Below are 22,455 nucleotides of genomic sequence, written 5' to 3'. Positions count from 1 at the left end.
GTCCACGGGAGTGGTGTACGACTTGCCCGTGATGGGCGTGTTGCGTAGATGAGAGACGGCCATCGCGTCGATCCTTCAAGACGACCAAGTCAGAGAAGGAAGAAGAGGACGCGATGGCCGCTTCAGCGAGTGTGAACCCTGTTGACCTGCTGCGCGAGCAGATCGAGGGCGCGTCGCCTGATGTGTTGCAGGCGATGGTGAAGACGTTCGCGCAGGCGTTGATGTCCGCCGAGGCGGACGCGGTCTGCGGCGCGGGATATGGGCAGCGCAGCGATGAGCGGGTGAACTCCCGCAACGGTTACCGGCATCGGGAGTGGGACACCCGCGCCGGGACGATCGACCTGGCGATCCCGAAGCTGCGGCACGGCAGCTACTTTCCGGAGTGGTTGCTCACCCACCGGCGGCGGGCCGAGCAGGCCTTGGTCTCGGTCGTGGCCACGAGTTACCTGCTGGGGGTGTCGACGCGGCGGGTGGAGAAGCTGGTCGAGCAGCTCGGGATCCGGCAGCTGTCGAAGTCGCAGGTCTCGGAGATGGCCGCCCACCTGGACGCGCAGGTCGAGGCGTTCCGCAACCGGCCCTTGGACTCAGGGCATTACACGTTCGTGTGGATGGACGCGCTGACGATGAAGGTCCGCGAAGCCGGTCGCACCGTCAACGTCCACGCGCTGATCGCTGTCGGCGTCAACGCTGACGGCCAACGCGAAGTCCTCGGCCTCGACGTCGCCTCCGACGAAGACGGCGCCGGCTGGCTGGCGTTCCTGCGATCGTTGACCGCCCGCGGCCTGTCCGGTGTCCGCCTGGTCATCTCCGACGCCCACGCAGGCCTGGTGCATGCCATCGGGGCGGCTCTGCCCGGGGCCTCGTGGCAGCGGTGCAGGACCCATTACCTGCGCAACCTGCTGACCAAGGTGCCGAAGTCCGCGCAGCCGTGGATCGCCACCCTCGTCCGGACGATCTTCGACCAGCCCGACGCCGACGCCGTCCGCGCCCAGTTCGACAGGGTCGTGACCACCATCGAAGCGAAGTTCCCGGCCGCGGCCGAGCACCTCGATGCCGCCCGCGACGACCTCCTGGCGTTCACCGGCTTCCCGCGTGAGATCTGGCGCCAGATCTGGTCCAACAATCCTCAGGAGCGACTGAACAAGGAGATTCGCCGCCGCACCGACGTCGTCGGGATCTTCCCCAACCGGCCGGCGATCATCCGCCTCGTGGGCGCAGTCCTGGCCGAGCAGACCGACGAATGGACCGAAGGACGCCGCTACATGGGCCTGGAACTACTGGCCAAAGCCCGCCTGATCACCGTCGACACCAGCCAACACGACACCGACCAGCCCGACGCGGCGCCGATCGCCGCATAGCATCAGAACGGATCACGCGATGGCCGTCTCTTACACCACCAGCGCGGACGTGACCTCGCCGTGCGCCATGCGGCGACAGAGGCCGCGCCCCCGACCGAGGGCACGGCCGTCCGCAGTCCGTCCCGGTTGTCACCCGGTTAGTCACCCACTCGACCGGCGTCGACCTTCCGCGCTGCGCCTCCTAGCCATCCCGTCGGCCTTCGTCCGCACACCGTGGAGTGGGTGGGGCCTGCCCACTCGGCTCTGCCCAGACGGAGGCTGTCGGGATGGCGCCACCATCCCGGAGTGCCCGAGGCCCCGCCGGAGGCACCCGCCCTTGTCCCGATCAACACGGAAGCCCTGGATCTAGCCAGCACACATGGCGGCCCGGGGCTTCGTCGTATGTTGCGCGCCGCCAGCGGGCTACCACCGACGCGCTGGCGGCCGAAGGCCAGAGGCTCGGCGGCGGGCCATCGGCCCGGCCCAGGTTCGGCGGCGCAAGCGGTCCGCGGCGCGGGTTGCCTGATCTCGTAAAGAAAGTTTTCACATCACGCTGGCCCGCCGTCTGTCGTACTCCGGATGATGCGTTACACGGTGACTTCACTTGATGCGTGACACTCCGCCGAGTGCTGGTGGAGATGAGCGTGACGGAGCAGCGTTACCGAGCAGTGTTGGAGGTCCAGGCCGGGCTTCCGGTGTCTGAGGTTGCCGAGCGGTTCGGTGTGTCCCGGCAGACGGTGCGCCGCTGGTTGGGCTGGTATCGGGATGAGGGCCTGGGGGCCTGGGGTCACGTCCGCGCTGGTGGTGTAAGAGACGGCCATCGCGTGATCCGTTCTGATGCTATGCGGCGATCGGCGCCGCGTCGGGCTGGTCGGTGTCGTGTTGGCTGGTGTCGACGGTGATCAGGCGGGCTTTGGCCAGTAGTTCCAGGCCCATGTAGCGGCGTCCTTCGGTCCATTCGTCGGTCTGCTCGGCCAGGACTGCGCCCACGAGGCGGATGATCGCCGGCCGGTTGGGGAAGATCCCGACGACGTCGGTGCGGCGGCGAATCTCCTTGTTCAGTCGCTCCTGAGGATTGTTGGACCAGATCTGGCGCCAGATCTCACGCGGGAAGCCGGTGAACGCCAGGAGGTCGTCGCGGGCGGCATCGAGGTGCTCGGCCGCGGCCGGGAACTTCGCTTCGATGGTGGTCACGACCCTGTCGAACTGGGCGCGGACGGCGTCGGCGTCGGGCTGGTCGAAGATCGTCCGGACGAGGGTGGCGATCCACGGCTGCGCGGACTTCGGCACCTTGGTCAGCAGGTTGCGCAGGTAATGGGTCCTGCACCGCTGCCACGAGGCCCCGGGCAGAGCCGCCCCGATGGCATGCACCAGGCCTGCGTGGGCGTCGGAGATGACCAGGCGGACACCGGACAGGCCGCGGGCGGTCAACGATCGCAGGAACGCCAGCCAGCCGGCGCCGTCTTCGTCGGAGGCGACGTCGAGGCCGAGGACTTCGCGTTGGCCGTCAGCGTTGACGCCGACAGCGATCAGCGCGTGGACGTTGACGGTGCGACCGGCTTCGCGGACCTTCATCGTCAGCGCGTCCATCCACACGAACGTGTAATGCCCTGAGTCCAAGGGCCGGTTGCGGAACGCCTCGACCTGCGCGTCCAGGTGGGCGGCCATCTCCGAGACCTGCGACTTCGACAGCTGCCGGATCCCGAGCTGCTCGACCAGCTTCTCCACCCGCCGCGTCGACACCCCCAGCAGGTAACTCGTGGCCACGACCGAGACCAAGGCCTGCTCGGCCCGCCGCCGGTGGGTGAGCAACCACTCCGGAAAGTAGCTGCCGTGCCGCAGCTTCGGGATCGCCAGGTCGATCGTCCCGGCGCGGGTGTCCCACTCCCGATGCCGGTAACCGTTGCGGGAGTTCACCCGCTCATCGCTGCGCTGCCCATATCCCGCGCCGCAGACCGCGTCCGCCTCGGCGGACATCAACGCCTGCGCGAACGTCTTCACCATCGCCTGCAACACATCAGGCGACGCGCCCTCGATCTGCTCGCGCAGCAGGTCAACAGGGTTCACACTCGCTGAAGCGGCCATCGCGTCCTCTTCTTCCTTCTCTGACTTGGTCGTCTTGAAGGATCGACGCGATGGCCGTCTCTCATCTACGCAACACGCCCATCACGGGCAAGTCGTACACCACTCCCGTGGACGCAACCGGGCCTGGACGGGTTGGCCGATCGTTCTCATCGCCCGCATGCCCATCCGGCCCAGACCAGCCCGGAGGTTGAGGCGGCGATCTGCGAACTGCGCCGTGGGCATCCGCGGTGGGGCCAGCGCCGGCTGCAGTTCGAGCTGGGCCGCCTCGGCTGTCCTGGTCCGGTGCCGTCGCTGAGCACCATCTACCGGGTCCTGGTACGGCACGGCCTCATTGACCCGGTTCGTCGTCGACGTCGGCGGGAGGATTACCGGCGTTGGGAACGGGATCGGCCGATGGAGCTGTGGCAGCTGGACATCGTCGGTGGAATCACGCTGGCCAGCGGCGCCGAACTCAAGGTCGTCACCGGGGTGGACGACCACTCCCGGTTCTGCGTCATCGCCACGGTGGTCCGGCGGGCCACCGGCCGGGCCGTCTGCCTGGCCTTCGCCGAAGCGCTGCAACGGTTCGGAGTGCCCGAGGAGGTGCTGACTGATAACGGCAAGCAGTTCACCGGCCGGTTCAGCCGGCCCCGCCCGGCCGAGGTGATGTTCGAACGGATCTGCCGGGAGAACGGCATCGTGGCCCGCAACACCAAACCCCGCACCCCCACCACCACAGGCAAGGTCGAGCGGTTCCACCAGATTCTGCAACGAGAACTGCTCGACGACGTCGAGGTCTGGCCCGACCTGGAGGCCGTGCAGACCGCCGTAGACGCCTTCCGCACCGAGTACAACACCAACCGGCCTCACCAGTCGCTGGACATGGCGTTCCCGGCCGACCGGTTCACCACCCGCCCCACCGACGGGCAACTGCCGCTCAGGTTGCCGCCCGCTCTGACCACCGCCGTGCCCGTGCCCGCACCCCGACCGGCACCGACAGCGGAGTCGCAGGATCCACCGGCCCTGCCCGCTCCGCTGGTGCTGTCGGCCAACGGCGTTGACCCCGTCAACCTGGCTGTGGAGATCACCCGCACCGTTCCTGCCTCCGGCAACCTCGCCGTCTGCGGGCAACAGTTCTGGCTCGGGCCCGCCAGGGCCGGACTCGTTATCGGCCTCTGGGCCGACACCACCGTGGTTCACCTGCTCCTCGACGGTGTCCGGCTCAAGACCTTGCCCTCCCGGCTCACCCCCGCCCACCTGCGTCAGCTCCTCGCCGACGGCGGCCGTCACGCCGGCCCGCCGCCGGTCACCGCCGGCCAGCTTAAGCCGGGAGCTCCCGTCGAGGTCGACCGGCTCGTCAACGCCATCGGCCTGGTCAGCCTCGCCGGCCGGCAACACCCCATCGGCTACCACCTCGCCGGCCGACGCGTCACCATCCGCCTCGACCGCGGCGTGCTGCACCTCCTCGACACCGACCGAACCCTGCTACGCAGCCTGCCCAACCCGCTTACCCCGGCCGAACAAGCCCGCATCCGCGACGCCCGGCCCGCCGGACCTCCACCCACCCCGGCAACCCAGCCACTCCGCGTCGAACGACGCGTCAGCAGCCGCGGCGTCCTCGTCATCGCCAGCCAGAAAATCCACGTCGGCATCGGCCACGCCGGTCAAACGCTCACCGTCGAAGCCGCCGACACCACCTTCCGCGTCCACGACGGCGACCAACTCCTCACCGAAGTCCCCCGCACCACGACCAAGCAAATCGCTAGATTCAAAGTCCGCAAACCCGAACCTCCACGCCAGCACACAGGACATGCCCGATGAAAGTCCCCACCCCATTGACCGGCTGCCGTGTCGACCGAACAGCCTTCGACCACCAGGTCCGGCTCAGCCTCTCCGCGCTCGACCCCGACGAGGGCTACCGTGTCGACGCCGAACTGGCCATCGAAACTCCGTTCCTACTCTGCGACCCGCACGGGCAATGGCACGAACTTGACCCCGGCACCGGCGCCAGCCTGGCACCCGTCCTGGACCTGTTCGGCCAGACCATCAGCAGCGTTGAGATCCACGGCAAGGGCGCCCTTCACCTGACCTTCGACAACGGCGCCGAGTTACACGTCGGCCCCGATCACCACTACGAGTCCTGGCACCTCACGGGCACGGGAGTCGACCCGATAACCGTCGGCCCCGGCGAGGAAACCGCCTGGCAGCCACCTCCCCAGCCCGAACCACACCACACCGACTAACATCCAACGCAAGATCGTCTAGCCGGACGTGTCACAGATCAAGTGACAGCGATCCGTAACGCATCAAGTGGAGCCCGACACGCTGGCCCGCCGTCTGTCCGGTCTCGGGACCTGCGTGACACATCGGTATTAGGACCTGCGTGACGCTGTCGACGGCTACGGCTTGGCCAGCTGCCCGGCCGAACGGGCCTAAAGGACGTCGAACTCGTTGCCCTCTGGGTCGGCCATCGTCACATGGTCAGGGGCACCGTCCGGTGCGTCGACCCGGAGTACGGTCCCGCCTGCTGCCACCAGTTTGTCGACGATCGCCTGGACCCGCGGCCAGCGCACCTCCAACGGCTCGTGCCGGCCGCCGCCGACGTGGATATCGAAGTGCATTCGGTTCTTGACTGCCTTCGGCTCGACGTCATGCTGGAAGAATCGGAGATCTTTCCCGAAGCGCATTGGGCAACCTCGACAAACCAGGAACCGAACCGGCTTCAGATTCCGGTCAACGCCAGCACCTGATCGAACCCGCGAGGCTGGGCTGGCGAACTCACCATCGGCAGCACCAGGGCCGGTATGCCGACGGCCACGGAACCGCCGTCGCATCCGGGATGGTCGCCAACCATCAACGTTCGATCTGGCTGTGCCGCCAGGGCTTCGACTGCGGTGCGCCAGATTCGTACATCGGGTTTGACGAAGCCGACCTCGTAGGAAAGAACGAATGCATCGATGTAGCGGTCAAGCCCATGCCTCGCAAAGCAGATGCGAATGTTCCAGCCCACGTTGCTGACCACGCCAAGGCGAATACCGCGGGCACTCAGCGCGGCGAGAGTGGACGCCGTGTCCGCGTACGGCGTCAGCGCTTCGGCGCGCGTTTCGTGCAGGGCTCGCGCAAACGGCAAGTCCACCCCACGGATTTGCTGCAGGACAGCCAGAATCGCCCGGTCCCACACCTGTGGGTCCAAGTCCCGGGCGATGTGAGCAGGGTCCGTAGCCGTCGTCCGCAGCAACTCAGCGAAATCCGAGGCGATGCGCTCCGCCTCACCGGCGGCCACCTCCCGGCCGATCAAGGCCGCCGCGCTGCCGACCCAGCGGTTGGGGTCTCTGGCGAACAGGGTCCAAGCGAAATCGAACAGGACGGTTGTCACGGATTTCGAAGGCACCAGGTCACCCTAGATCAGCGGGACGATTGACATGGGCCATGATGCTCCTGACTGCGCTCGACGCAGAACAGGTCGAGTTGCCCTCCGGGCCGGCCTTGGTCGCCCGACCGGGGGCCGCTGGATACCGGCAGTCCCTAGTGCTCTGACCACGAACGTTCATGGTGTTGCGGTCAGGCCGCTCGGGTGGCGGTCTGTCCCCAGCGTCGTTGGCGTTCGCTGCGGATGTGGGCGCGTTCGTGGCGTTGGGCGGCCAGGACGTCGGGGTGGCGGGCGTTGGCGTTGCGCCAGCGCAGGTAGGCCTGCAACCGTCGGGTCAGCGCCGGGTGGTTCGGGTGGTTCGAGCCGGCGATGACGAAGGTGCGCAGCGGCCCGAACTGGGCCTCGATCGGGTTGGCCCAAGAGGCGTAGGTCGGGGTGAAGCACAGTTCGACCTTGTTCCGGGCCGCCCACGCCCGGATCTTGAGGCCTTTGTGCGCGGACAGGTTGTCCAGGATGACGTAGATCGGCGCCCCGTCCGGACGCGCAGCCCGGATCGACTTGAGCGCGGCCAGGGTGTGCGCGGCGCTCTTGCGACGCCGGACCACGCCCCAGAATTGGTCGTCACCCACCGAGTAGCAGCCGTGGAACTGCCGGACCCCGTGCAGCTTGTGGTAGTTCGCGGGCAGCCGGTGCGGGTGCCCGGCCGGTGCCCACCCAGCGCCGGCCTGCGGGCGGATCACCAGGGGCCGAACTCGTCGAACGCGAACACCCGCTGCGGGAAGTGGCTGCTCACGTACTCGATCCGGGTGAGTTTGGCATCGCGGTGCGGGTCGGTGGACTCCTTCCACGTCTTCGTCCGTTGAAAGGTGATCCGGTGTCGGTGCAGGATCTGCCGCAGCCGTTCCCGCCCGATCCGGACCCGTCGGGTGGTGTGAAGGCACAGGTGGTCGGCAAGCTTGCGGATGCTCCAGCGGGTGAACGGCCGCCCCAGCTTCTCGGGGCGGGTGTTGGCCGTCTCGACGATGAACTGCTCTTCGTCGCTACTGATCTGGCGGGGACGGCCACCCGCCCACTGAGACACCCCATGCCGATTCGGTGTCAAGCAGTAGCGGCTGATTGATGCGGCCAGGCGATGTTCTCGTCGTAAGCGGTGCCGGTTTTTAAGCAACCGTGAAGGATGCCGACCAGGCGGTTGGCGACTTGCCGCAGGGCTCGGCCGTGGTCGACGTCGCGGGCGCGTTGCTTGTCGTAGTAGGCGCGGGCGCCGGGCGAGCCGTTGACGGCGGAGAATGCCTGGGCGTGCAGCGCGTCGACCAAGCGGTCGTTGTGCACGTAGCGGGCCATGACCACTTTGCTTCTGCCCGATGCCCTGGTGACCGGGCTGGTCGCGGCATAGTTCTTGCGCGCCTTTGCACTGTTGTAGCGGTCAGGGTCGTCGCCGAACTCCGCCAGCAGCCGAGCTCCGGTGACGACGCCGATGCCCGGCTGCGACCGATAGATGGCGGCCTGGGGATGATCGATGAAGTGCGCCTCAACCTGTCGTTCCAACTGCTTGATCTGAATGTTGAAGACTGCGATCACGGCGCTCAGCGCGGCAACCGTAGCGGCGTAGGCCTCAGTAACCGCTGCCGAACGGCCCAGGTGTTCACTGCGCAGAGCGGCGCTGATGTCCGCTGCTTTGGCGTGAACCTTGTGTCGATGAACCCGCCGCAGCGCCGCGATGATCACCTCGACATCCAGTGCCGCAGCCTCCGCGGGAGACGGCGCTGCCTGCAACAACTCCAGAGCGTCAGCGCCGGCCAGCCCCAACTTCTCGTAGGCGACCAACGCGGCCGGAAAGTACTCCCGCAGCGCCGACCGCAGCCGCAGAACCGCACGGGTCCGCTCCCAGACCATCGTCTGATGTGCCCGGGCGACCACCTTGATCGCTTGAGCCGATGACGTGTCACCAGCGACCGGACGCAGTTGCGCCCGGTCGATGCGGACCATGTCCGCCAACGCGTGCGCGTCACCCTTGTCGCTTTTGGCTCCTGAGGCGCCGTAACGCTCCTTGAACCGGCTCGCTTGCCTCGGGTTGATCGCGAAAACCTGATAGCCGGCAGCGATCAGCGCCTCGACCCACGGGCCCCGGTCGGTTTCGATACCCACCACCACGCTGACATCGTCTCGGCTGTCCCCGGCATCCTCCCCAGCCACACGTTCGGCGACCAGTGCATGAAGGGCTGCGATACCCGTGATGCCTTCCGGCAACCGCCGCCTTGCCAGCACTCGTCCGGTCTGGTCCTGCAGCTCCACGTCATGGTGGTCCTCGGCCCAGTCATCACCGACGAACAGCAACGTTGCCCCTCCTCAACCTCGATGGCATCGATCAGCAGCCAGGAGGAGGACAGCACGTGCCCTAATGGATCAGTGCTCATCCCGAGCAGGGTCGAACGCTCGGACGGCACGACACCCCATCAACGGTCAAGCCTCCCCAGAACACCGACAGGGGCACGGTCTCAGTGCAGGACTCAACGTCCAGGGTCCAAGAGTGCTCACCTGCCAGCGGCTACCGTCCGAGTCTCCTGCAGCAACGTCAAGAAGCAATGCCGCCGGGTTCCCGGTAAGGCCCATTAGGGTCCAGGCTGGCCATCCCCATCTCGTTGAACCGGTGGATGACCTGCCGGATCGTGTCCTCATCGGCTTGCACGAGACGGGCGATGGCCGGCACCGTGTTCCCGCCAGCAGACGCGAGCACGACCATCGCCCGTCGCAGTCGGATCGGTGAACCGGTTCCCCGGCGGGTGATTCTGAGCAGCTGCTGACCTTCCTGATCACTCAGCCGCCGCACGCGTACAGGATCTGCCACCGCCACAGCCTGACCGCCACGACGCCGTCCGACCGACACGCCGGACGGCGTGTCAACCAACACCGTGAACGTTCGTGGTCACGGCACTAGCCCTGAGAACACCGTCTTCGTAAGATCATCGATCTTGCACACGATCTCAACGACCTCGACTGCCTTCGGTCACGACCGAATGTGAGACAGAGCCGAACGTTTGGTGGATGTGCCCGGCGAGCTGCCTGGGGCAGGGATGGTTGGCGCCGAAGGCCGCGGGCCGACGTGGTGCCTCAGGTGGTGTCGGTGGGTGGTTCTTCGCTGGGGAAGAGGATGGGGCTGAGTAGGTATCTGGTGCGGTCGGGGGTGGGCGGATTTGCCAGTTGGGGCGCGATCGCGTCGCGCAGTATTCTGATCATGGTGTTGACTTCGTCGCGGTTAAGCCAGATTGCGTGTTGTCGGTAGCCGACGGGGTCGGTCGTCGGGTCGGTGTTTCCACGGTCGAGGTAGGCGTTGAACTCGGCGACCAGGGCGGCCACCGCTGCGGCGAAACCGCGCCGGTGGTCGTCGCGCGACAGCAATGCGGCCGTCTCCGGGTCGATGGAGGCACGGTCCTGGCGCAGTCGGTAGTGGCGCTCAACGGCGCCGCGTACACGGCGTTCCTCGGCGATCTCCACAATTCCACCGGCGGCGAGTAGATCGATGTGCCGGTAGACCATGGCCTTCGAGACGTCGGGTAGCCGCGCGCAGAGCTGGGCGGTGGTGAGCATCCGCCCGCCGCGCATGGCGTGAACGATCCGCAGCCGTACGGGGTGTCCCAGGAGTTCCAACGTGTCCACAGCCCAACGATCTCACGATGTGCTACCGTTCGCAAAACATGAGAATGGCGGTGTCGGGATGATGGTGAACACGGAACCGAGGACGGTCGCCGCAGCAGTTGTCGGGATGGCACGGGAAGGGCGCTTCGTGGAGATCGCGGAGCTGTTCACCCCGCAGTTGCGGGCGTTGGTGTCCGCCGAGACGCTGCAGGCTGCCTGGGCGGGCGAGATCTCCAAGGTCGGGACGGTCGCGGCCGTTGGGGAGCCGGTGAGCGAGCGTGCCGAGGCGGGGCTGGTTCGGGTGAGCGTCCCGCTGACCTGCGAGCATGGCGAGGTCACAGTGATCATGTCGGTCGACGATGCGGGCATGATGCACGGCCTGCGGCTTTCGCTGCCGACTGTCACGTCCTGGGAGCCACCGAGCTATTCAGCCCCCGAACGGTTCACCGAGCATGAGGTCACCGTCGGCTCCGGCCCACTCGCCGTGTCCGGCACCCATACCCTGCCCCGCGGACGCGGTCCTCAGCCCGGTGTGGTGCTGCTCAGCGGCGGCGGGCCCTTCGACCGGGACGAGACCAGCGGGGTGAACAAGCCGCTGAAGGACCTGGCGTGGGGGCTGGCCAGCCGTGGCGTGGCGGTGGCCCGCTTCGACAAACTTGCCTTTGCCCACAGCCGCATGGCCATGAAGCCTGGTTCCACAGTGGCCGACGAGTACGTGCCGCACGCGGTCGCCGCCGTCCGTCTGCTCCAGCAGCAGCCGACGGTGGATCCCGAGCGGGTGTTTGTCCTCGGCCACAGCATGGGCGGCAGAGCCGCCCCCCGGGTCGCGGCTGCCGAGGCGTCCGTCGCGGGCCTGGTGATCCTGGCCGGGGACACGCAGCCGATGCACCGTGCCGCCGTCCGCGTCGTCCGCTACCTCGCCTCGATGACCCCCGACTCGATCCCCCAGGCCGCTGTGGAGGCGTTCACGCAGCAGGCGGCGCTCATTGACAGCCCCGACCTGTCGCCAGCGACCCCGGCTGCGGACCTGCCGTTCGGCTGGCCTGCCTCATACTGGCTGGACCTACGCGGCGACGACCCGGTCGCGACCGCGGCGGCGCTGGACAAACCGATGCTCATCCTGCAGGGCGGCCGCGACTACCAGGTGACCGTTGACGACGACCTCACGAGCTGGCAGGCCGGACTCGCCCAGCGGCCTGACGTCGTGATCCGCATCTATGACGCCGACAACCATCTGTTCTTCCCCGGCTCGGGCCCGTCCACGCCCGCCGAGTATGAGCCGCCGCAGCACGTCGACCCGGCCGTGGTCGCCGACATCGCCGAATGGCTGGTGCCAGGCCAAGGGAAGATCGCCGGACTCCCTTCCAGTCACGAGCGCTGACCACTAGAAACTGCGATCAGCCGAACATCCGCAACTGCCGCCGACCGAGCGCTAGCCAACGCGACAGATCTTGGCGGAGGCTCTGTGCCCGAGGTGTCAGGGTCGGTTGTGCACGAACCACGCGTCGCTGGCGGGCAAGACACTCCCACCGGCTTAGGTCGAGGTTCGGGGCGAGCGCCTTGAGCTGGCCGGCCGCGGTCCACGCCTCGTCACCCGGCGCCGGTCGACGACCCACCTGGAACTGCAGCATGGTGCCCCACGACGCGACCAGGCGGGCGTCCCACCGGTGACTCCACTGCGCCATGACCTCGGCGAGCATCCGCTGGTGCTGCCGGGTGTGCGCACCGTAGAAGTCCACCCAGTACCCCGAGGTGCGGATGTCGCTGGTGGGCACTAGCATGAGCAGGACGCTGGTAGGCGTGTACCAGTAGTCGGTCTGCGTCACGAACCGCACGCCGGCAAGCACCCGGGCGTACAGGTCGGCGTCGGTGAGCAGCCGATCGTACAGCGCCCGCTCCAGCGCCGGGCGCGAAGTCGGCAGCGCCACATCTGACACCAGGGCCGTGAGGTCGACACCGGCCACGCCACGGGCGTAGTACTCGACTTCACCCTCCTCGACCTCGTCGTCCTCGCTGTAGTGGCGGTAGGTCAGCCAGGGCTCGGAAGACTCAGCGGCCTCGGCGAACGCGCGTAGCTCCAACTCCGACGGACCCGGCTCGGGTTCGGGCCGGATCCTCCGCGTGTCGTCGAAGTCGAAGTCGTCGGTGACCATGACGGGCCGGCGTCCGATGACCGGCACCAGCGCGTCGGCCGCCTGCCAGGCCTCCTGCAGGCAATTAGGGTCGGCGACGAGGACGGTGCCCGACGGGCCGTAACCGATCGGCAGCCCGGCCAGCGGCGTGCCGACGAAAGCCGCTTCGATCTGGTCGAGGTCGTTTCGCACGGTGAAGGTATCTCCGATCATCGACGCGACGCGGCGTAGAGATGGGTCAGCCGCTCACGACTCTGGCTCCCCTCTGTGTCAAGACACCGCCGGGAGGAGAGTTCTATCCTGGGTTTCGGCGGGTCCGGGAAGTGACTTCTCCGAAGAGCCGGCTGGGGGATGAGAGCCGGTCACGCTGGAGTCAGTGGTCGTTCCCCGTTGTCCTCCCGGGCCCGCCGCCGCGGCTGTGGCGTCGTTGATCATGCATCGGTAGACGATGTCGGACAGGCGCCGTTTCAGGGCGCGCATCGCTTCCATCGATGTCTTGCCGGCGGCTTTCTTCCGGTCGAAGTAGGCGCGGCCTTCGGTGGGATTGCGCAGCTGGACGGTGGCCATGATGTGCAGCACCCGGTTGATCTGCCGGTTCCCGGCACGGGAAAGCCGGTGGCGTACCTGCTCGCCGGAGGACGCGTCGATGGGGGCGGTGCCGTTCCAGGAGGCGAAGTGGGCCCGGTTCGGGAACCGAGTGATGTCACCGACCTCGACCAGCAGCCGGGCGGCGCCGGACGGCCCGATGCCGTGCAGGTCCATCAACGTGGTGCCGGTGGAGGCGACCAGTTCCTTCAGTTCCTTGTCTGCCTCCTTGGAGCGCCGGTAGACCCGTTCGAGGTCACCAATCAGCTCTGCGGCGACCCGCCTTCGAGCCTTGCCGACCGCGTCCCGAGGCCGGACCGTGGCCAGCAGTGCCTTGGCCTGGGCGGCGGACAGACTCTTCTTCGCCCCACCGGGGATCAGTTCCAGCAGCAGTTGGTGCAGCTGGGACACCATCCGGGTATGGTCCTCGCCGAGGGAGCGGCGCCGGTCGACCAGAATCCGCAGCAGAGCCAACTGCTCATCGTTGACCACCGGGCGCAGCCCGGCCATGCGGGTGCCGACCAGCGCGATGGAGTGGGCGTCGGTGGCGTCGGTCTTGCGGCCCTGCCCGGTGGCGAACACCCGCGCACGGGCGGACAACTTCGGTGGCACGTCGACGACCTGCTCGTCGTCGGCCAGCAGCCGGTTGGCGATGTGCCGGCCAATGCCTTGGCAGCCCTCGATCGCCCAGACCCGGTGCGGCCACTGCCTGGCGTACTTCCTCATCGCCGCGTAACCGTCCCGGCCGGTGTCGAACCGGCCGCCGCCGACGACGGTCTCGTCGCTGGTCATGACCTCGATCGTGGCAGAGCGCTTGTGCGGGTCCATCCCGATGACCACACGATCTGACGTGACACTCAACGCGTCCTCCGATGCTCGATCCACCTCGGTTGTCGAGCCGGGAGGGCAACGCTACTTCGAGCCGAGCAAACCCCTCTTGAGCCTCTCCCCGCCCTGGGGCGACGCCCGGGCCGCGCAGGCCAGATGAGAGCCACACGACCAGCGTGGGCAGCCGAATTGAGAGCGACAGCCCGGGCGCCTCGACCGAAGCCTGGCCGGGCCACGGTCGCAGGTCAATGAAACAAGTAGCCGAGTACAGTGCACCTGATCATGCCGCCGGGGGCGGCGGATGGAGTCCGGCTCTGGTCTGTGCGCCGACGTGCTGCCTCCGGATGTTACGGATTACAGGCTCGTGGGCAGGCCGAATGCAGTAAGCAGTTTTGGGTCTTCGAACATGTCGATCGCCGTCAGTGCTTTCGCCTCGACGCTGAGCACAGCGATTCCGAACGGGCGGAACGCGGTCTGGCCGGCCGCCCGCACGTAGGCGCCGGCCGCTAGTTGGCCATTGGCTGCGGTCGGCACCATCCGCCAATGGCCGGGCAGGTTCATGCCCTCGCGCAGTGCCCTCGCGACGGCCGGCCGGCCGGTCCATTCGCCGACCTGCGGCTCGATGGTCAGGCGGATATCCTCTCGCAGCAGTTCGATCAGGCCCTCCACATCGGCCTGCTCATGGGCGGCGATGTACCGTGCCAGCAGTTTCCGCTGTGCCGCGTCGGGTTCGCCGACAGGTGCCCACGCCAGACGGCCGTCCGGCCATCGCTGCCGCATGGTCGTCCGGGCCCGGTGCAGGGCACTGTTGGCGGCACGTACCGTCGTGCCGAGCAGATCGGCTGCCTCGCCGGCCGACCATGACAGCACGTCACGAAGGATCACCACGGCGCGCTGGCGCGGCGGCAGCAACTGGATCATCGCCAGGAATGCCAGCGACATTGTCTCCCGGTCCACCGCCACCGCCTCGGGGCCGGGTTGCTCATCGAGCAGGTGATCCGGGTACGGCTGCAACCGCGGCGCGCCCCGGCGCAGCGTGTCCAGGCAAGTGTTGGTGGCGATGCGGTACAGCCAGGTTCGGACGCTCGAACGCCCGTCGAACCGGTCTCGGGCGCGCCACGCCCGAAGGAACACCTCCTGCACGTGGTCCTCGGCCGCCTCCACCGAGCCGAGCATCCGGTAGCAGTACACATGCAGCTCCCGGTAGTACCGGCCGGTCAGCTCGGCGAACATCGCGTCGTCCATCCGATGTTCATACCGGAGAGTTTCCGGCCGGCGCTCGTCTACATGGGCATGGCAATCGTTGAAGCGGACATCTCCATGTCAGTGGACGGGTTCGTCACCGGACCTGACCTTGCAATCTTTCCCGGATACGGCAGGGGCGGCGAGCGTCTGCACGCCTGGCTCCAGCACGAGGAGGGGCAGCAGCTCATCGCAGCGACGTTCGCCGCATCGGGCGCGGTCATCACCAGCCGGCAGGTGTACGACGACACCGACGGCTGGGCCAATGAGAACGGCTTCTTCGCGATGCCGGTCTTCGTCGTCACCCACCGTCCGCACGACCAGGTCCGCAAGGGCGACACCACATTCACGTTCGTGACCGGCGGGGTGGCTGCCGCGGTCGAGGCAGCCACTGCGGCGGCCGCTGACAAGCGAGTCCACATCATGGGCGGTGCCTCGATCATCCAGCAGGCGCTGCGGGCCGGGCTGGTCGACCGCCTGCGGCTACACATCGCGCCGCTTCTCCTCGGCTCCGGCACCGCACTTTTCGACGGCGGCAACGGGCCGCAACTCGATCTGCTCAGTACGACGGCCACCCCGGAAGCCAGCCACCTGACGTACCAAGTCCGTCACTGAAACAGCTGCACGCGACGAGGACATCCGCATCCGCTCACTGCGCAGACTCCTCCTGTCGGCGGTCTCGTCGGGCACCGTGTCTGGTGCCGGCGATTTCGGGTCGTCGGCGCACCTGGTCCCTACCGGGCCACCGCCTTGTCCGCTCGACCCTGAGAGGTCCGGCATGAGTTCCGCGGGGCCCGGTGGTCCCAGGACACGTATGACTGGCGACAGGGCTGAGCGCCGTCGAGCGCCGATCAGTGAGCGACCGGCTTCCGTGTCCTGAGACCACTGGGTGCCCACCTGCTGCTGCAACAGCAAGGAGGACACCATGAGTGTCGAACACGACCCCTCGATGCGTCGACCAACCGCGGGCATCGACTGGGCCAGCACCGAACACGCCCTCGCGATCGTTGGCCCCGACGGTGTCGAGGTTCAATGCACACACTCTTTCCTGCGCCCGGCTTCTTGGCTCCGTCCAAACCGATTGGTTCCACGACCATCTCCTCAGTTCGCCGCCAACCGCCCCAACACTGCAAGAGCCAGCCTAACGGCGTTAGGATATGACCTAACGGTGTAAGGTTGTCAAGCCGTCCAAGCAACCAAGGCAGGAGGAACTCGTGGCCGTGGAGTCAGCCGGCAGGCCGGCACCGCGCCGCAACCCGCTCAGCAAGGAGGTGGTGCTTCGCACGGCGGTCGCGCTGGCGGACGAGGCCGGCAACGGTGTGCCGAGCATGCGCAAGCTCGCCGAGCGGCTCGACGTCGAGGCCGCGTCGCTGTACCACCACTTCCGCAACAAGGTCGTGATCCTCGACGGCATGGTCGACCTCGTCTTCAGCGAGATCGAACTCCCGTCGGACGACGTCGACTGGCGAGCCGCGATGCGACGGCGGGCAGTCTCGATGCGCGGCGCACTGATCCGCCACCCGTGGGCGATCAGCCTGATGGACTCACGGACGAACCCCGGCCACGCGACTCTGCGCCACCACAACGCGGTAATCGGCTGCCTACGGTCGGCCGGCTTCTCGATCGCCGGCGGGGCACACGCGCTCTCGGTGCTGGACAGCTACATCTACGGGTTCACGCTCCAGGAGCTCAGCCTGCCCTTCAAATCATCCGTCGACCTCGAGGACGTGGCGGGATCGATCCTGAAGCACATGCCCCACGACGAGTTCCCGCACCTCACCGAGATGATCGTCCACCGCGCCCTGGGCTCTAGCTACGCGTACACCGAGGAGTTCGAGATCGGACTCGACCTGATCCTCGACGGACTGCAACGACAGCGCGAAAGCTGGCTGTAGCAGGCCTCCCCAGTAACGAACGCCTGATCTGTCGAGGGTCGTCGCCCGCCCGCTGCGCGCCGTACGCCATGACCAGCGAGAAATCAGATCGGTCGCGCTACCTGTCGCCGAGCATCTGGGCGGCCCCAGTCCACTGCAGGTCATCGCTGACGCACTTCGAGAGGTCTCGGAAATTGCCACGACAGCCGACGTCGAGCAGAGGGAAGGTAGCCGTGCGAGCACTCACGTTCAATGCGTAGCAGGTGGCGATGTGGTCGAATCCGGATGGCGGCCAGTAGGTCCACAACTGCCGACCGTACTCGTCAAACCGCGTGAGACCGCCAGCGCTGAGCGGATCCCCGCTGTAGATGCCCTCATCGAAGTAGCCGACCCAGATGGTGCCCGGCTCGTCGATGGCGAGGTGTTCGACGCCATCACCGATCCGGAATGACCGCAACGCTTGACCGGAGGCGTTGAATACCTGTGCGTTGTCCGGCACCGGCTCGAACGGCCGGCGGACGCATCGGGACTGGACCAGCAGGAAATCTCCGTCAGGCAGCAGATCCACCTTGTTCGGGGCTATCGTCACACCGGTCAGTGCCACCGGACGCCAGTCGTCCCCGGCTTCGTGCAGGTGAACCCGTACCCGCAGGCCGGGCAGCCCGTTGCGCCGGCTACCGCAGGTCGAGACGGCGACCAACCGGCCGTCGACGGTGGCGTTCAGCGCAACGAGGTCTTCCGCGTCAGTCAGAGCCGGAAGCTTCGCCATCCGGCGGCAATGCAGCGTGCGTCCCAACGTCTTCAAACACTCCCCGGGTCGACCATGATCGTAACGATGCGATCGGAGGTCGCCCGATACACGGTGACCCACGGCCGCCCGACATCCGAGCGCTCAGCGGCAGATCCGTGCGTTCCGACGGCAGGCCCTGTCAGCGGTCCGCAAAGCACTCGTCAACGGGGCACCGGGCTGTTCATCGGTAGAGCGGCTGGTCCTGGGTGGGGTCAGCGGGGACCACGTCGAGGCGCGGGTCGGTGGTGAGTTGGGTGATCAGTGCCCGAGTCCCGCCGATCCCGGCCCAATGCGGATCGACGTCCTTGGCCACGCACCAGGCGTGGTCAGCGGGCCAGGCGAATGCCGGTTCGGCGTTGCTGAGACGACGCTGGCCCGGCCACCCCACAGCGGTGTCCCATGTGCCGACGGCGGCTAACGGCCCTCGAAACAACCAGTACGCACGGTGGGGCACCACAACCTTGGGCGCACGCGGTGCCGAGGGCAGGGCAGCGGGTGTGGGTGCCAGTCCCGGCTGGCCGCCGAGTCGCTCGAGCGGGGCGCCTGTGTTCTCTTCGTCGATGTACACGGCGTCGTCGTCGGCTGCGACGTCGGCGTCGCCGAAGCCTTCCCAGACGCAGAAGTAGCAGTCTTCGGGGGTCGTGGTGTGGGTGGCCAGCACCTCGAAGAGGGTGGGCAGCTGCTCGATGGGCCAGTCCGCGTCGACGTCGTTCTCGCTTTGGCCGGGACGTGTCGGATCGGGCAGGAACCGAAGCCGCGCGTAGGCGTCGAAGCCCGCAGGGCCGAGGCCCACAAGCCGCTGCCACGGCAGGTCGCTGTGGGCGATCCAATCGGCGGCCGACAGTTCCCGACAGAAGTTAAGTGTCACCCACACAGGAAACGCCAGGTAACGCCCGGACGGCGGCAGAAGCGTGCACCCGATCTGGGGCAAGGTGGGGCGCGCGATGATCTGAGCGGTTAGGAACGGATTGTGCTACTGGTCTGCGGGACCGAATCCAGCCTGCCGCACCCGTGCTTAGGAACCGATCGCTGCGGCGCCCAGCAACGCCTTGAGGTCGCCGTAGAGCGCCGGGCCTGATGCTACCCGGCAGGCCTTCAGATCCAGCAAGGTGGTACGCCCACTGGCGCACGCCAGCCGTACGTGCACCGGCGCACTGCCGTGGTGGCGGGTCAGGATCTGCTTCAGCTCGTTGACGAGCTGCGGCGTTACCTGGGTGTCCCGCAGCGCCAGCACGATCGGCGCGTCCTCGCCCGTCATGTCGAGCGGCGTCACCTCTTCCACGTGGATGCTCATCGTCTCGTCGCGGACGGTGATCCTTCCCCGGACGCCCACCACTCGGTCTTGGGCAAGTGTCGCTTCGCACCGTTCGTAGGTCTTGGGGAAGGCCAGGCATTCCACGGCCGCGTCGTGGTCCTCCAGCGTGAGCACCGCCCACGCGTGTCCCTGCTTGGTGATCTTGCGTTGCAGGCTCGCGATGATGCCGGTCACCCGGATCGGGCCATCGGTACGTCCCGAGGCCAACAGGTCGGCCAGGCCCATGTCGCGGTGCTTCCGGAGCACGTGCTCGGTGCCGTCGAGGGGGTGACCGGAGACGAAGAGGCCGAGCATCTCTCGCTCGTACGCAAGCAGGGTGGACCGGTCCCACTCCCCCTCGGGAATGGTCACTGCGACGCTGGCGCCGCCCAGGTCGCCGAAGAGGGGCTCCTGGCCGAGGGCCTGGTTGCGCTTGACGCCGATGACCGCGTCGACGGCCTGCTCGTGGACGGCGACCAGGCCCTTGCGGTGGTGGCCGAGCCCGTCGAACGCGCCGGCCTTGGCGAGCGATTCGATCACCCGTTTCTGGCACACCACGGGCGGCACCTTGGCGAGGAAGTCCGCGAAGTCGGTGAACTTGCCGCGCGACTCGCGGGCGGCGACGATCGCCTCGACCACGCTGGCACCGACGTTGCGGACCGCGCCCATGCCGAAGCGGATGCCGGTGCCGACCGCGGCGAAGTCGAGGCGGCTCTCGTTGACGTCCGGTGGCATCACGGCGATGCCGAGACGGCGGCAGTCGGCAAGGTAGATGGCGAGCTTGTCCTTGTCGTCGCCGACTGAGGTGAGCAGTGCGGCGAGGTACTCGCTGGGGTGGTTGGCCTTGAGATAAGCGGTCCAGTACGACACCAGGCCGTACCCCGCGGTGTGTGACTTGTTGAATCCGTAGCCGCTGAACGGGACCAGCACGTCCCAGATCGCTCGGGTCGCCGCCGGCGAGAAGCCACGCTCGCACATGCCTGCGGCGAACCGGTCCCACTCGGCGTCCAGCACTTCTTTCTTTTTCTTGCCCATCGCCCGGCGCAGGTTGTCGGCGGCGCCCAGCGAGTAGCCGGCTAGCTGCTGCGCGATCGCCATCACCTGCTCTTGGAAGACGACCAGGTGATAGGTGTCGCCGAGGATCGGTTCAAGGGCGTCGGCGAGCTCAGGGTGGATCGGCTCGACCGGTTGCTTGCCGGTCTTGCGCAGCGCGTAGTTGGTGTGCGCGTTCATCTCCATCGGGCCGGGCCGGTAGAGCGCGTTGACAGCGGCGATGTCGGTGAACGTGGTGGGCTGCATCAGCCGCAGCAGGGCGCGCATACCGCCGCTGTCGAGCTGGAAGACGCCGAGCGTGTCGCCGCGGGCCAGCAGCTCGTACGTCTTCGCGTCGTCCAGCGGCACCTGCAGGATGTCGATGTCGATGCCCTTGTTGGCGCGCACGTTGGCGATGGCGTCGCCGATGACGGTGAGGTTCCGAAGGCCCAGGAAGTCCATTTTGAGCAGGCCCATCTCCTCGGCCTGCGTGAACGGGAACCCGGTGATCACCGGGCCTGCGGCTTTGGGCCGGACCAGCGGGATCACGTCCAGCAGCGGCTCCGCCGAGAGGATCACCCCGGCCGCGTGGATGCCGGTCCCGCGGGTGAGCCCTTCCAGGCCTGCCGCGTTGTCCAGCACCAGGCGTACGTCCGGCTCCTGCTCGTACATGCGCCGCAGTTCGGCGGCCTCGCCGTGGCGTGGGTGGCCGCCGTCGTGGATCGCCGCGAGCGGGATCTCCTTGCCGCCGTCCGCTGGCGGGAACGCCTTGGTGATGCGGTCGCCCAGCGCGTACGGCAGACCCAGCACCCGACAGGCGTCCTTCACCGCCGCCTTGGCCTTGATCGTGCCGAACGTGACGATCTGGCAGACCCGGTCATCGCCGTAGCGCCGGGTGACGTACTCGATCATCTCGTCGCGCCGGCGGTCGTCGAAGTCCAGGTCGACGTCCGGCATGGAGATCCGCTCGGGGTTGAGGAACCGCTCGAAGATCAGCTTGTGCTCGATCGGGTCGAGCTGGGTGATCCCGGTGCAGTAGGCGACGATCGAGCCGGTCGCCGAGCCCCGGCCGGGGCCGAGCCCAATGCCCTGTTTCCGGGCGTATGCGCAGATGTCGGCTACCACCAGGAAGTAGCCGGGAAAGCCCATGGTGTCGATCACTGACAGCTCGTGGTCGATCCGGGCGAGTACCTCGGGCGGCGGCATCTCGCCGTATCGTTGCCGGGCCCCGCGCAGGGTCTCGGCGCGCAGCCAGCTGGACTCGGTCTCGCCCTCGGGAACGGGGAAGCGGGGCATCAGGTCGCGGTGGGCGAAAATCTCGTCGTAGGCTCCGATCCGGTCGGCCACCAGCAGCGTGTTGTCGCACGCGCCGGGGACCTCGTCGTCCCAGAGGGCGCGCATCTGCGCGGCGGATTTCAGGTAGTAGCCGCTGCCGCCGAACCGGAACCTGCCGGTGTCGGCCAGCCGCTTGCCGGTGCCGACGCAGAGCAGCGCGTCGTGCGCGGCCGCCTGGTCCTCGGTGACGTAATGCGAATCGTTGGTGGCCAGCGGCGGAAGACCCAGATGACGGCCGAGGCGGAGCAGATCGTCGCGGACCCGGCGCTCGATCGGTAGCCCATGATCCATCAGCTCGAGGAAGTAGTTGTCCGCGCCGAAGATGTCTCGGTAGCGCGCCGCCGCCTCGACCGCCTGGTCGTACTGGCCGAGCCGGAGCCGTGTTTGCACCTCACCGGACGGGCACCCGGTGGTGGCTATCAGCCCGGCCCCATGTTCGGCGAGCAACTCGTCGTCCATCCGCGGGTACTTCTGGATGTGGCCTTCCAGCCAGGCCCGTGACTGCAACCGGAACAGGTTGGCAAGGCCGCGGGCGTCGGCCGCCCACATGGTCAGATGCGTGTAAAGGCCGCGGCCGGAGACGTCACCGCCCGCGCCGGTCTCGTCGTCAGACTTCCGCAACGCCACGTTGTCACTGAAGAACACGGGACGGCGGTCATGACGGTTGCCGGGTGCCAGGTACGCCTCGATGCCGATGATCGGCTTGACGCCGGCCTTGCGGGCGGCGTGGAAGAACTCGTACGCCCCGTGCACGTTGCCGTGGTCGCTCATCGCCACCGCAGGCATCCCCAGCCGCGCCACCTCGGCAGTCAGCGGGGCGACTTTGGCGGCGCCGTCCAGCATGCTGTAGTCGGTGTGCACGTGGAGATGCACAAAAGAGTCCACCACATCCTCCGGTTGTAGACTTCCCGAGAGCAGGTATTCGAGCAGGGCGGG

Annotated in this window: 19 protein-coding genes and 1 pseudogene; 7 read left to right on the top strand and 13 right to left on the bottom strand. The window is 67.5% G+C overall.

Annotated features, from left to right (window positions below):
* Positions 1-113 precede the first annotated feature (113 nt).
* Entirely contained in the window at positions 114-1,358 is a 1,245-nt protein-coding gene (locus GA0070604_RS10385; protein WP_091113630.1) for an IS256 family transposase, read from the top strand.
* 617 nt (positions 1,359-1,975) lie between these two features.
* Positions 1,976-2,239, top strand: coding sequence for a helix-turn-helix domain-containing protein (locus GA0070604_RS33900; protein WP_425256115.1), 264 nt, complete (start codon positions 1,976-1,978; stop codon positions 2,237-2,239).
* Here the strand turns inward: GA0070604_RS33900 and GA0070604_RS10375 are convergent.
* Positions 2,178-3,422: an IS256 family transposase gene (locus GA0070604_RS10375; RefSeq protein ID WP_091113630.1), complete on the bottom strand. Its 1,245-nt coding sequence runs from the start codon at positions 3,420-3,422 to the stop codon at positions 2,178-2,180. The genes GA0070604_RS33900 and GA0070604_RS10375 overlap by 62 nt on opposite strands.
* Before the next feature lie 63 nt (positions 3,423-3,485).
* On the opposite strand from GA0070604_RS10375, the gene GA0070604_RS10370 reads away from it, so the two are divergent.
* Positions 3,486-5,222 carry an IS481 family transposase gene (locus GA0070604_RS10370; protein WP_341845354.1) on the top strand — a complete coding sequence of 579 codons (1,737 nt, stop codon included), beginning with the start codon at positions 3,486-3,488 and terminating at the stop codon, positions 5,220-5,222.
* On the top strand, positions 5,219-5,644 hold the full coding sequence (locus tag GA0070604_RS10365; RefSeq protein WP_091117743.1) for a DUF6188 family protein: 426 nt from the start codon (positions 5,219-5,221) through the stop codon (positions 5,642-5,644). Before GA0070604_RS10370 ends, GA0070604_RS10365 begins: the two co-directional genes overlap by 4 nt.
* Positions 5,645-5,833: 189 nt before the next feature.
* On the opposite strand, the gene GA0070604_RS10360 is transcribed toward GA0070604_RS10365, so the two are convergent.
* The 6 genes and pseudogenes from GA0070604_RS10360 to GA0070604_RS10330 form a co-directional block, all read right to left on the bottom strand.
* Complete coding sequence (locus tag GA0070604_RS10360) at positions 5,834-6,088, bottom strand: VOC family protein (protein WP_244161818.1); 255 nt, start codon at positions 6,086-6,088, stop codon at positions 5,834-5,836.
* 35 nt (positions 6,089-6,123) lie between these two features.
* Positions 6,124-6,792 carry an HAD family hydrolase gene (locus GA0070604_RS10355; RefSeq protein WP_244161817.1) on the bottom strand — a complete coding sequence of 223 codons (669 nt, stop codon included), beginning with the start codon at positions 6,790-6,792 and terminating at the stop codon, positions 6,124-6,126.
* Positions 6,793-6,962: 170 nt separating this feature from the next.
* Positions 6,963-7,846, bottom strand: a pseudogene (locus GA0070604_RS10350) (IS630 family transposase); the annotation flags it as partial.
* Between the two features lie 23 nt (positions 7,847-7,869).
* Complete coding sequence (locus GA0070604_RS10340; protein ID WP_091117740.1) at positions 7,870-9,108, bottom strand: IS110 family RNA-guided transposase; 1,239 nt, start codon at positions 9,106-9,108, stop codon at positions 7,870-7,872.
* Between the two features lie 238 nt (positions 9,109-9,346).
* Positions 9,347-9,619 (bottom strand): helix-turn-helix domain-containing protein, encoded by a 273-nt coding sequence (locus tag GA0070604_RS10335; RefSeq protein ID WP_244161816.1) that lies wholly within the window; start codon positions 9,617-9,619, stop codon positions 9,347-9,349.
* A 263-nt stretch (positions 9,620-9,882) separates the two neighbouring features.
* On the bottom strand, positions 9,883-10,428 hold the full coding sequence (locus tag GA0070604_RS10330) for a helix-turn-helix domain-containing protein (RefSeq protein ID WP_091117737.1): 546 nt from the start codon (positions 10,426-10,428) through the stop codon (positions 9,883-9,885).
* On the opposite strand from GA0070604_RS10330, the gene GA0070604_RS10325 reads away from it, so the two are divergent.
* A complete protein-coding gene (locus tag GA0070604_RS10325; protein WP_208602003.1) occupies positions 10,421-11,788 on the top strand; it encodes an alpha/beta hydrolase in 1,368 nt (455 codons plus the stop codon). The genes GA0070604_RS10330 and GA0070604_RS10325 overlap by 8 nt on opposite strands.
* 16 nt (positions 11,789-11,804) lie before the next feature.
* Here the strand turns inward: GA0070604_RS10325 and GA0070604_RS10320 are convergent, their stop codons facing one another.
* From GA0070604_RS10320 to GA0070604_RS10310, 3 genes are all read right to left on the bottom strand, one after another.
* Positions 11,805-12,752 carry a DUF4253 domain-containing protein gene (locus GA0070604_RS10320; protein ID WP_091117735.1) on the bottom strand — a complete coding sequence of 316 codons (948 nt, stop codon included), beginning with the start codon at positions 12,750-12,752 and terminating at the stop codon, positions 11,805-11,807.
* A 57-nt stretch (positions 12,753-12,809) separates the two neighbouring features.
* Positions 12,810-13,952 carry an IS110 family RNA-guided transposase gene (locus GA0070604_RS10315; protein ID WP_091127021.1) on the bottom strand — a complete coding sequence of 381 codons (1,143 nt, stop codon included), beginning with the start codon at positions 13,950-13,952 and terminating at the stop codon, positions 12,810-12,812.
* 354 nt (positions 13,953-14,306) lie between these two features.
* The gene (locus GA0070604_RS10310; protein WP_091117734.1) at positions 14,307-15,197 is read right to left on the bottom strand and encodes a sigma-70 family RNA polymerase sigma factor; all 891 of its coding nucleotides are present in this window, start codon (positions 15,195-15,197) and stop codon (positions 14,307-14,309) included.
* Between the two features lie 3 nt (positions 15,198-15,200).
* Here GA0070604_RS10310 and GA0070604_RS10305 point away from each other — a divergent pair, with 3 nt between their 5' ends.
* On the top strand, positions 15,201-15,809 hold the full coding sequence (locus GA0070604_RS10305) for a dihydrofolate reductase family protein (protein ID WP_208602002.1): 609 nt from the start codon (positions 15,201-15,203) through the stop codon (positions 15,807-15,809).
* A gap of 599 nt (positions 15,810-16,408) precedes the next feature.
* Positions 16,409-17,089 (top strand): TetR/AcrR family transcriptional regulator, encoded by a 681-nt coding sequence (locus GA0070604_RS10300; protein WP_091117731.1) that lies wholly within the window; start codon positions 16,409-16,411, stop codon positions 17,087-17,089.
* A gap of 97 nt (positions 17,090-17,186) precedes the next feature.
* On the opposite strand, the gene GA0070604_RS10295 is transcribed toward GA0070604_RS10300, so the two are convergent.
* The 3 genes from GA0070604_RS10295 to dnaE form a co-directional block, all read right to left on the bottom strand.
* Complete coding sequence (locus tag GA0070604_RS10295; protein ID WP_091117729.1) at positions 17,187-17,837, bottom strand: hypothetical protein; 651 nt, start codon at positions 17,835-17,837, stop codon at positions 17,187-17,189.
* Positions 17,838-18,039: 202 nt separating this feature from the next.
* Positions 18,040-18,726: a hypothetical protein gene (locus tag GA0070604_RS32920; RefSeq protein ID WP_208602001.1), complete on the bottom strand. Its 687-nt coding sequence runs from the start codon at positions 18,724-18,726 to the stop codon at positions 18,040-18,042.
* Positions 18,727-18,873: 147 nt separating this feature from the next.
* Entirely contained in the window at positions 18,874-22,407 is a 3,534-nt protein-coding gene (gene dnaE, locus GA0070604_RS10285; protein WP_167363608.1) for a DNA polymerase III subunit alpha, read from the bottom strand.
* Positions 22,408-22,455 lie beyond the last annotated feature (48 nt).

Source organism: Micromonospora eburnea (genome assembly GCF_900090225.1).
Taxonomy (GTDB): Bacteria; Actinomycetota; Actinomycetes; order Mycobacteriales; family Micromonosporaceae; genus Micromonospora; species Micromonospora eburnea.
Note: the sequence above shows the minus strand (reverse complement) of the source record. Positions and strands in the feature narration are given on the sequence as shown.

Excerpts from the sequence above, each read along its gene's own strand:
- GA0070604_RS10385 (WP_091113630.1), top strand. The coding sequence starts at position 114 with ATGGCCGCTTCAGCGAGTGTGAACCCTGTTGACCTGCTGCGCGAGCAG.
- GA0070604_RS33900 (WP_425256115.1), top strand. The coding sequence starts at position 1,976 with ATGAGCGTGACGGAGCAGCGTTACCGAGCAGTGTTGGAGGTCCAGGCC.
- GA0070604_RS10375 (WP_091113630.1), bottom strand. The coding sequence starts at position 3,422 with ATGGCCGCTTCAGCGAGTGTGAACCCTGTTGACCTGCTGCGCGAGCAG.
- GA0070604_RS10365 (WP_091117743.1), top strand. The coding sequence starts at position 5,219 with ATGAAAGTCCCCACCCCATTGACCGGCTGCCGTGTCGACCGAACAGCC.
- GA0070604_RS10360 (WP_244161818.1), bottom strand. The coding sequence starts at position 6,088 with ATGCGCTTCGGGAAAGATCTCCGATTCTTCCAGCATGACGTCGAGCCG.
- GA0070604_RS10320 (WP_091117735.1), bottom strand. The coding sequence starts at position 12,752 with ATGATCGGAGATACCTTCACCGTGCGAAACGACCTCGACCAGATCGAA.
- GA0070604_RS10315 (WP_091127021.1), bottom strand. The coding sequence starts at position 13,952 with ATGGACCCGCACAAGCGCTCTGCCACGATCGAGGTCATGACCAGCGAC.
- GA0070604_RS10310 (WP_091117734.1), bottom strand. The coding sequence starts at position 15,197 with ATGGACGACGCGATGTTCGCCGAGCTGACCGGCCGGTACTACCGGGAG.
- GA0070604_RS10305 (WP_208602002.1), top strand. The coding sequence starts at position 15,201 with ATGTTCATACCGGAGAGTTTCCGGCCGGCGCTCGTCTACATGGGCATG.
- GA0070604_RS10295 (WP_091117729.1), bottom strand. The coding sequence starts at position 17,837 with ATGGCGAAGCTTCCGGCTCTGACTGACGCGGAAGACCTCGTTGCGCTG.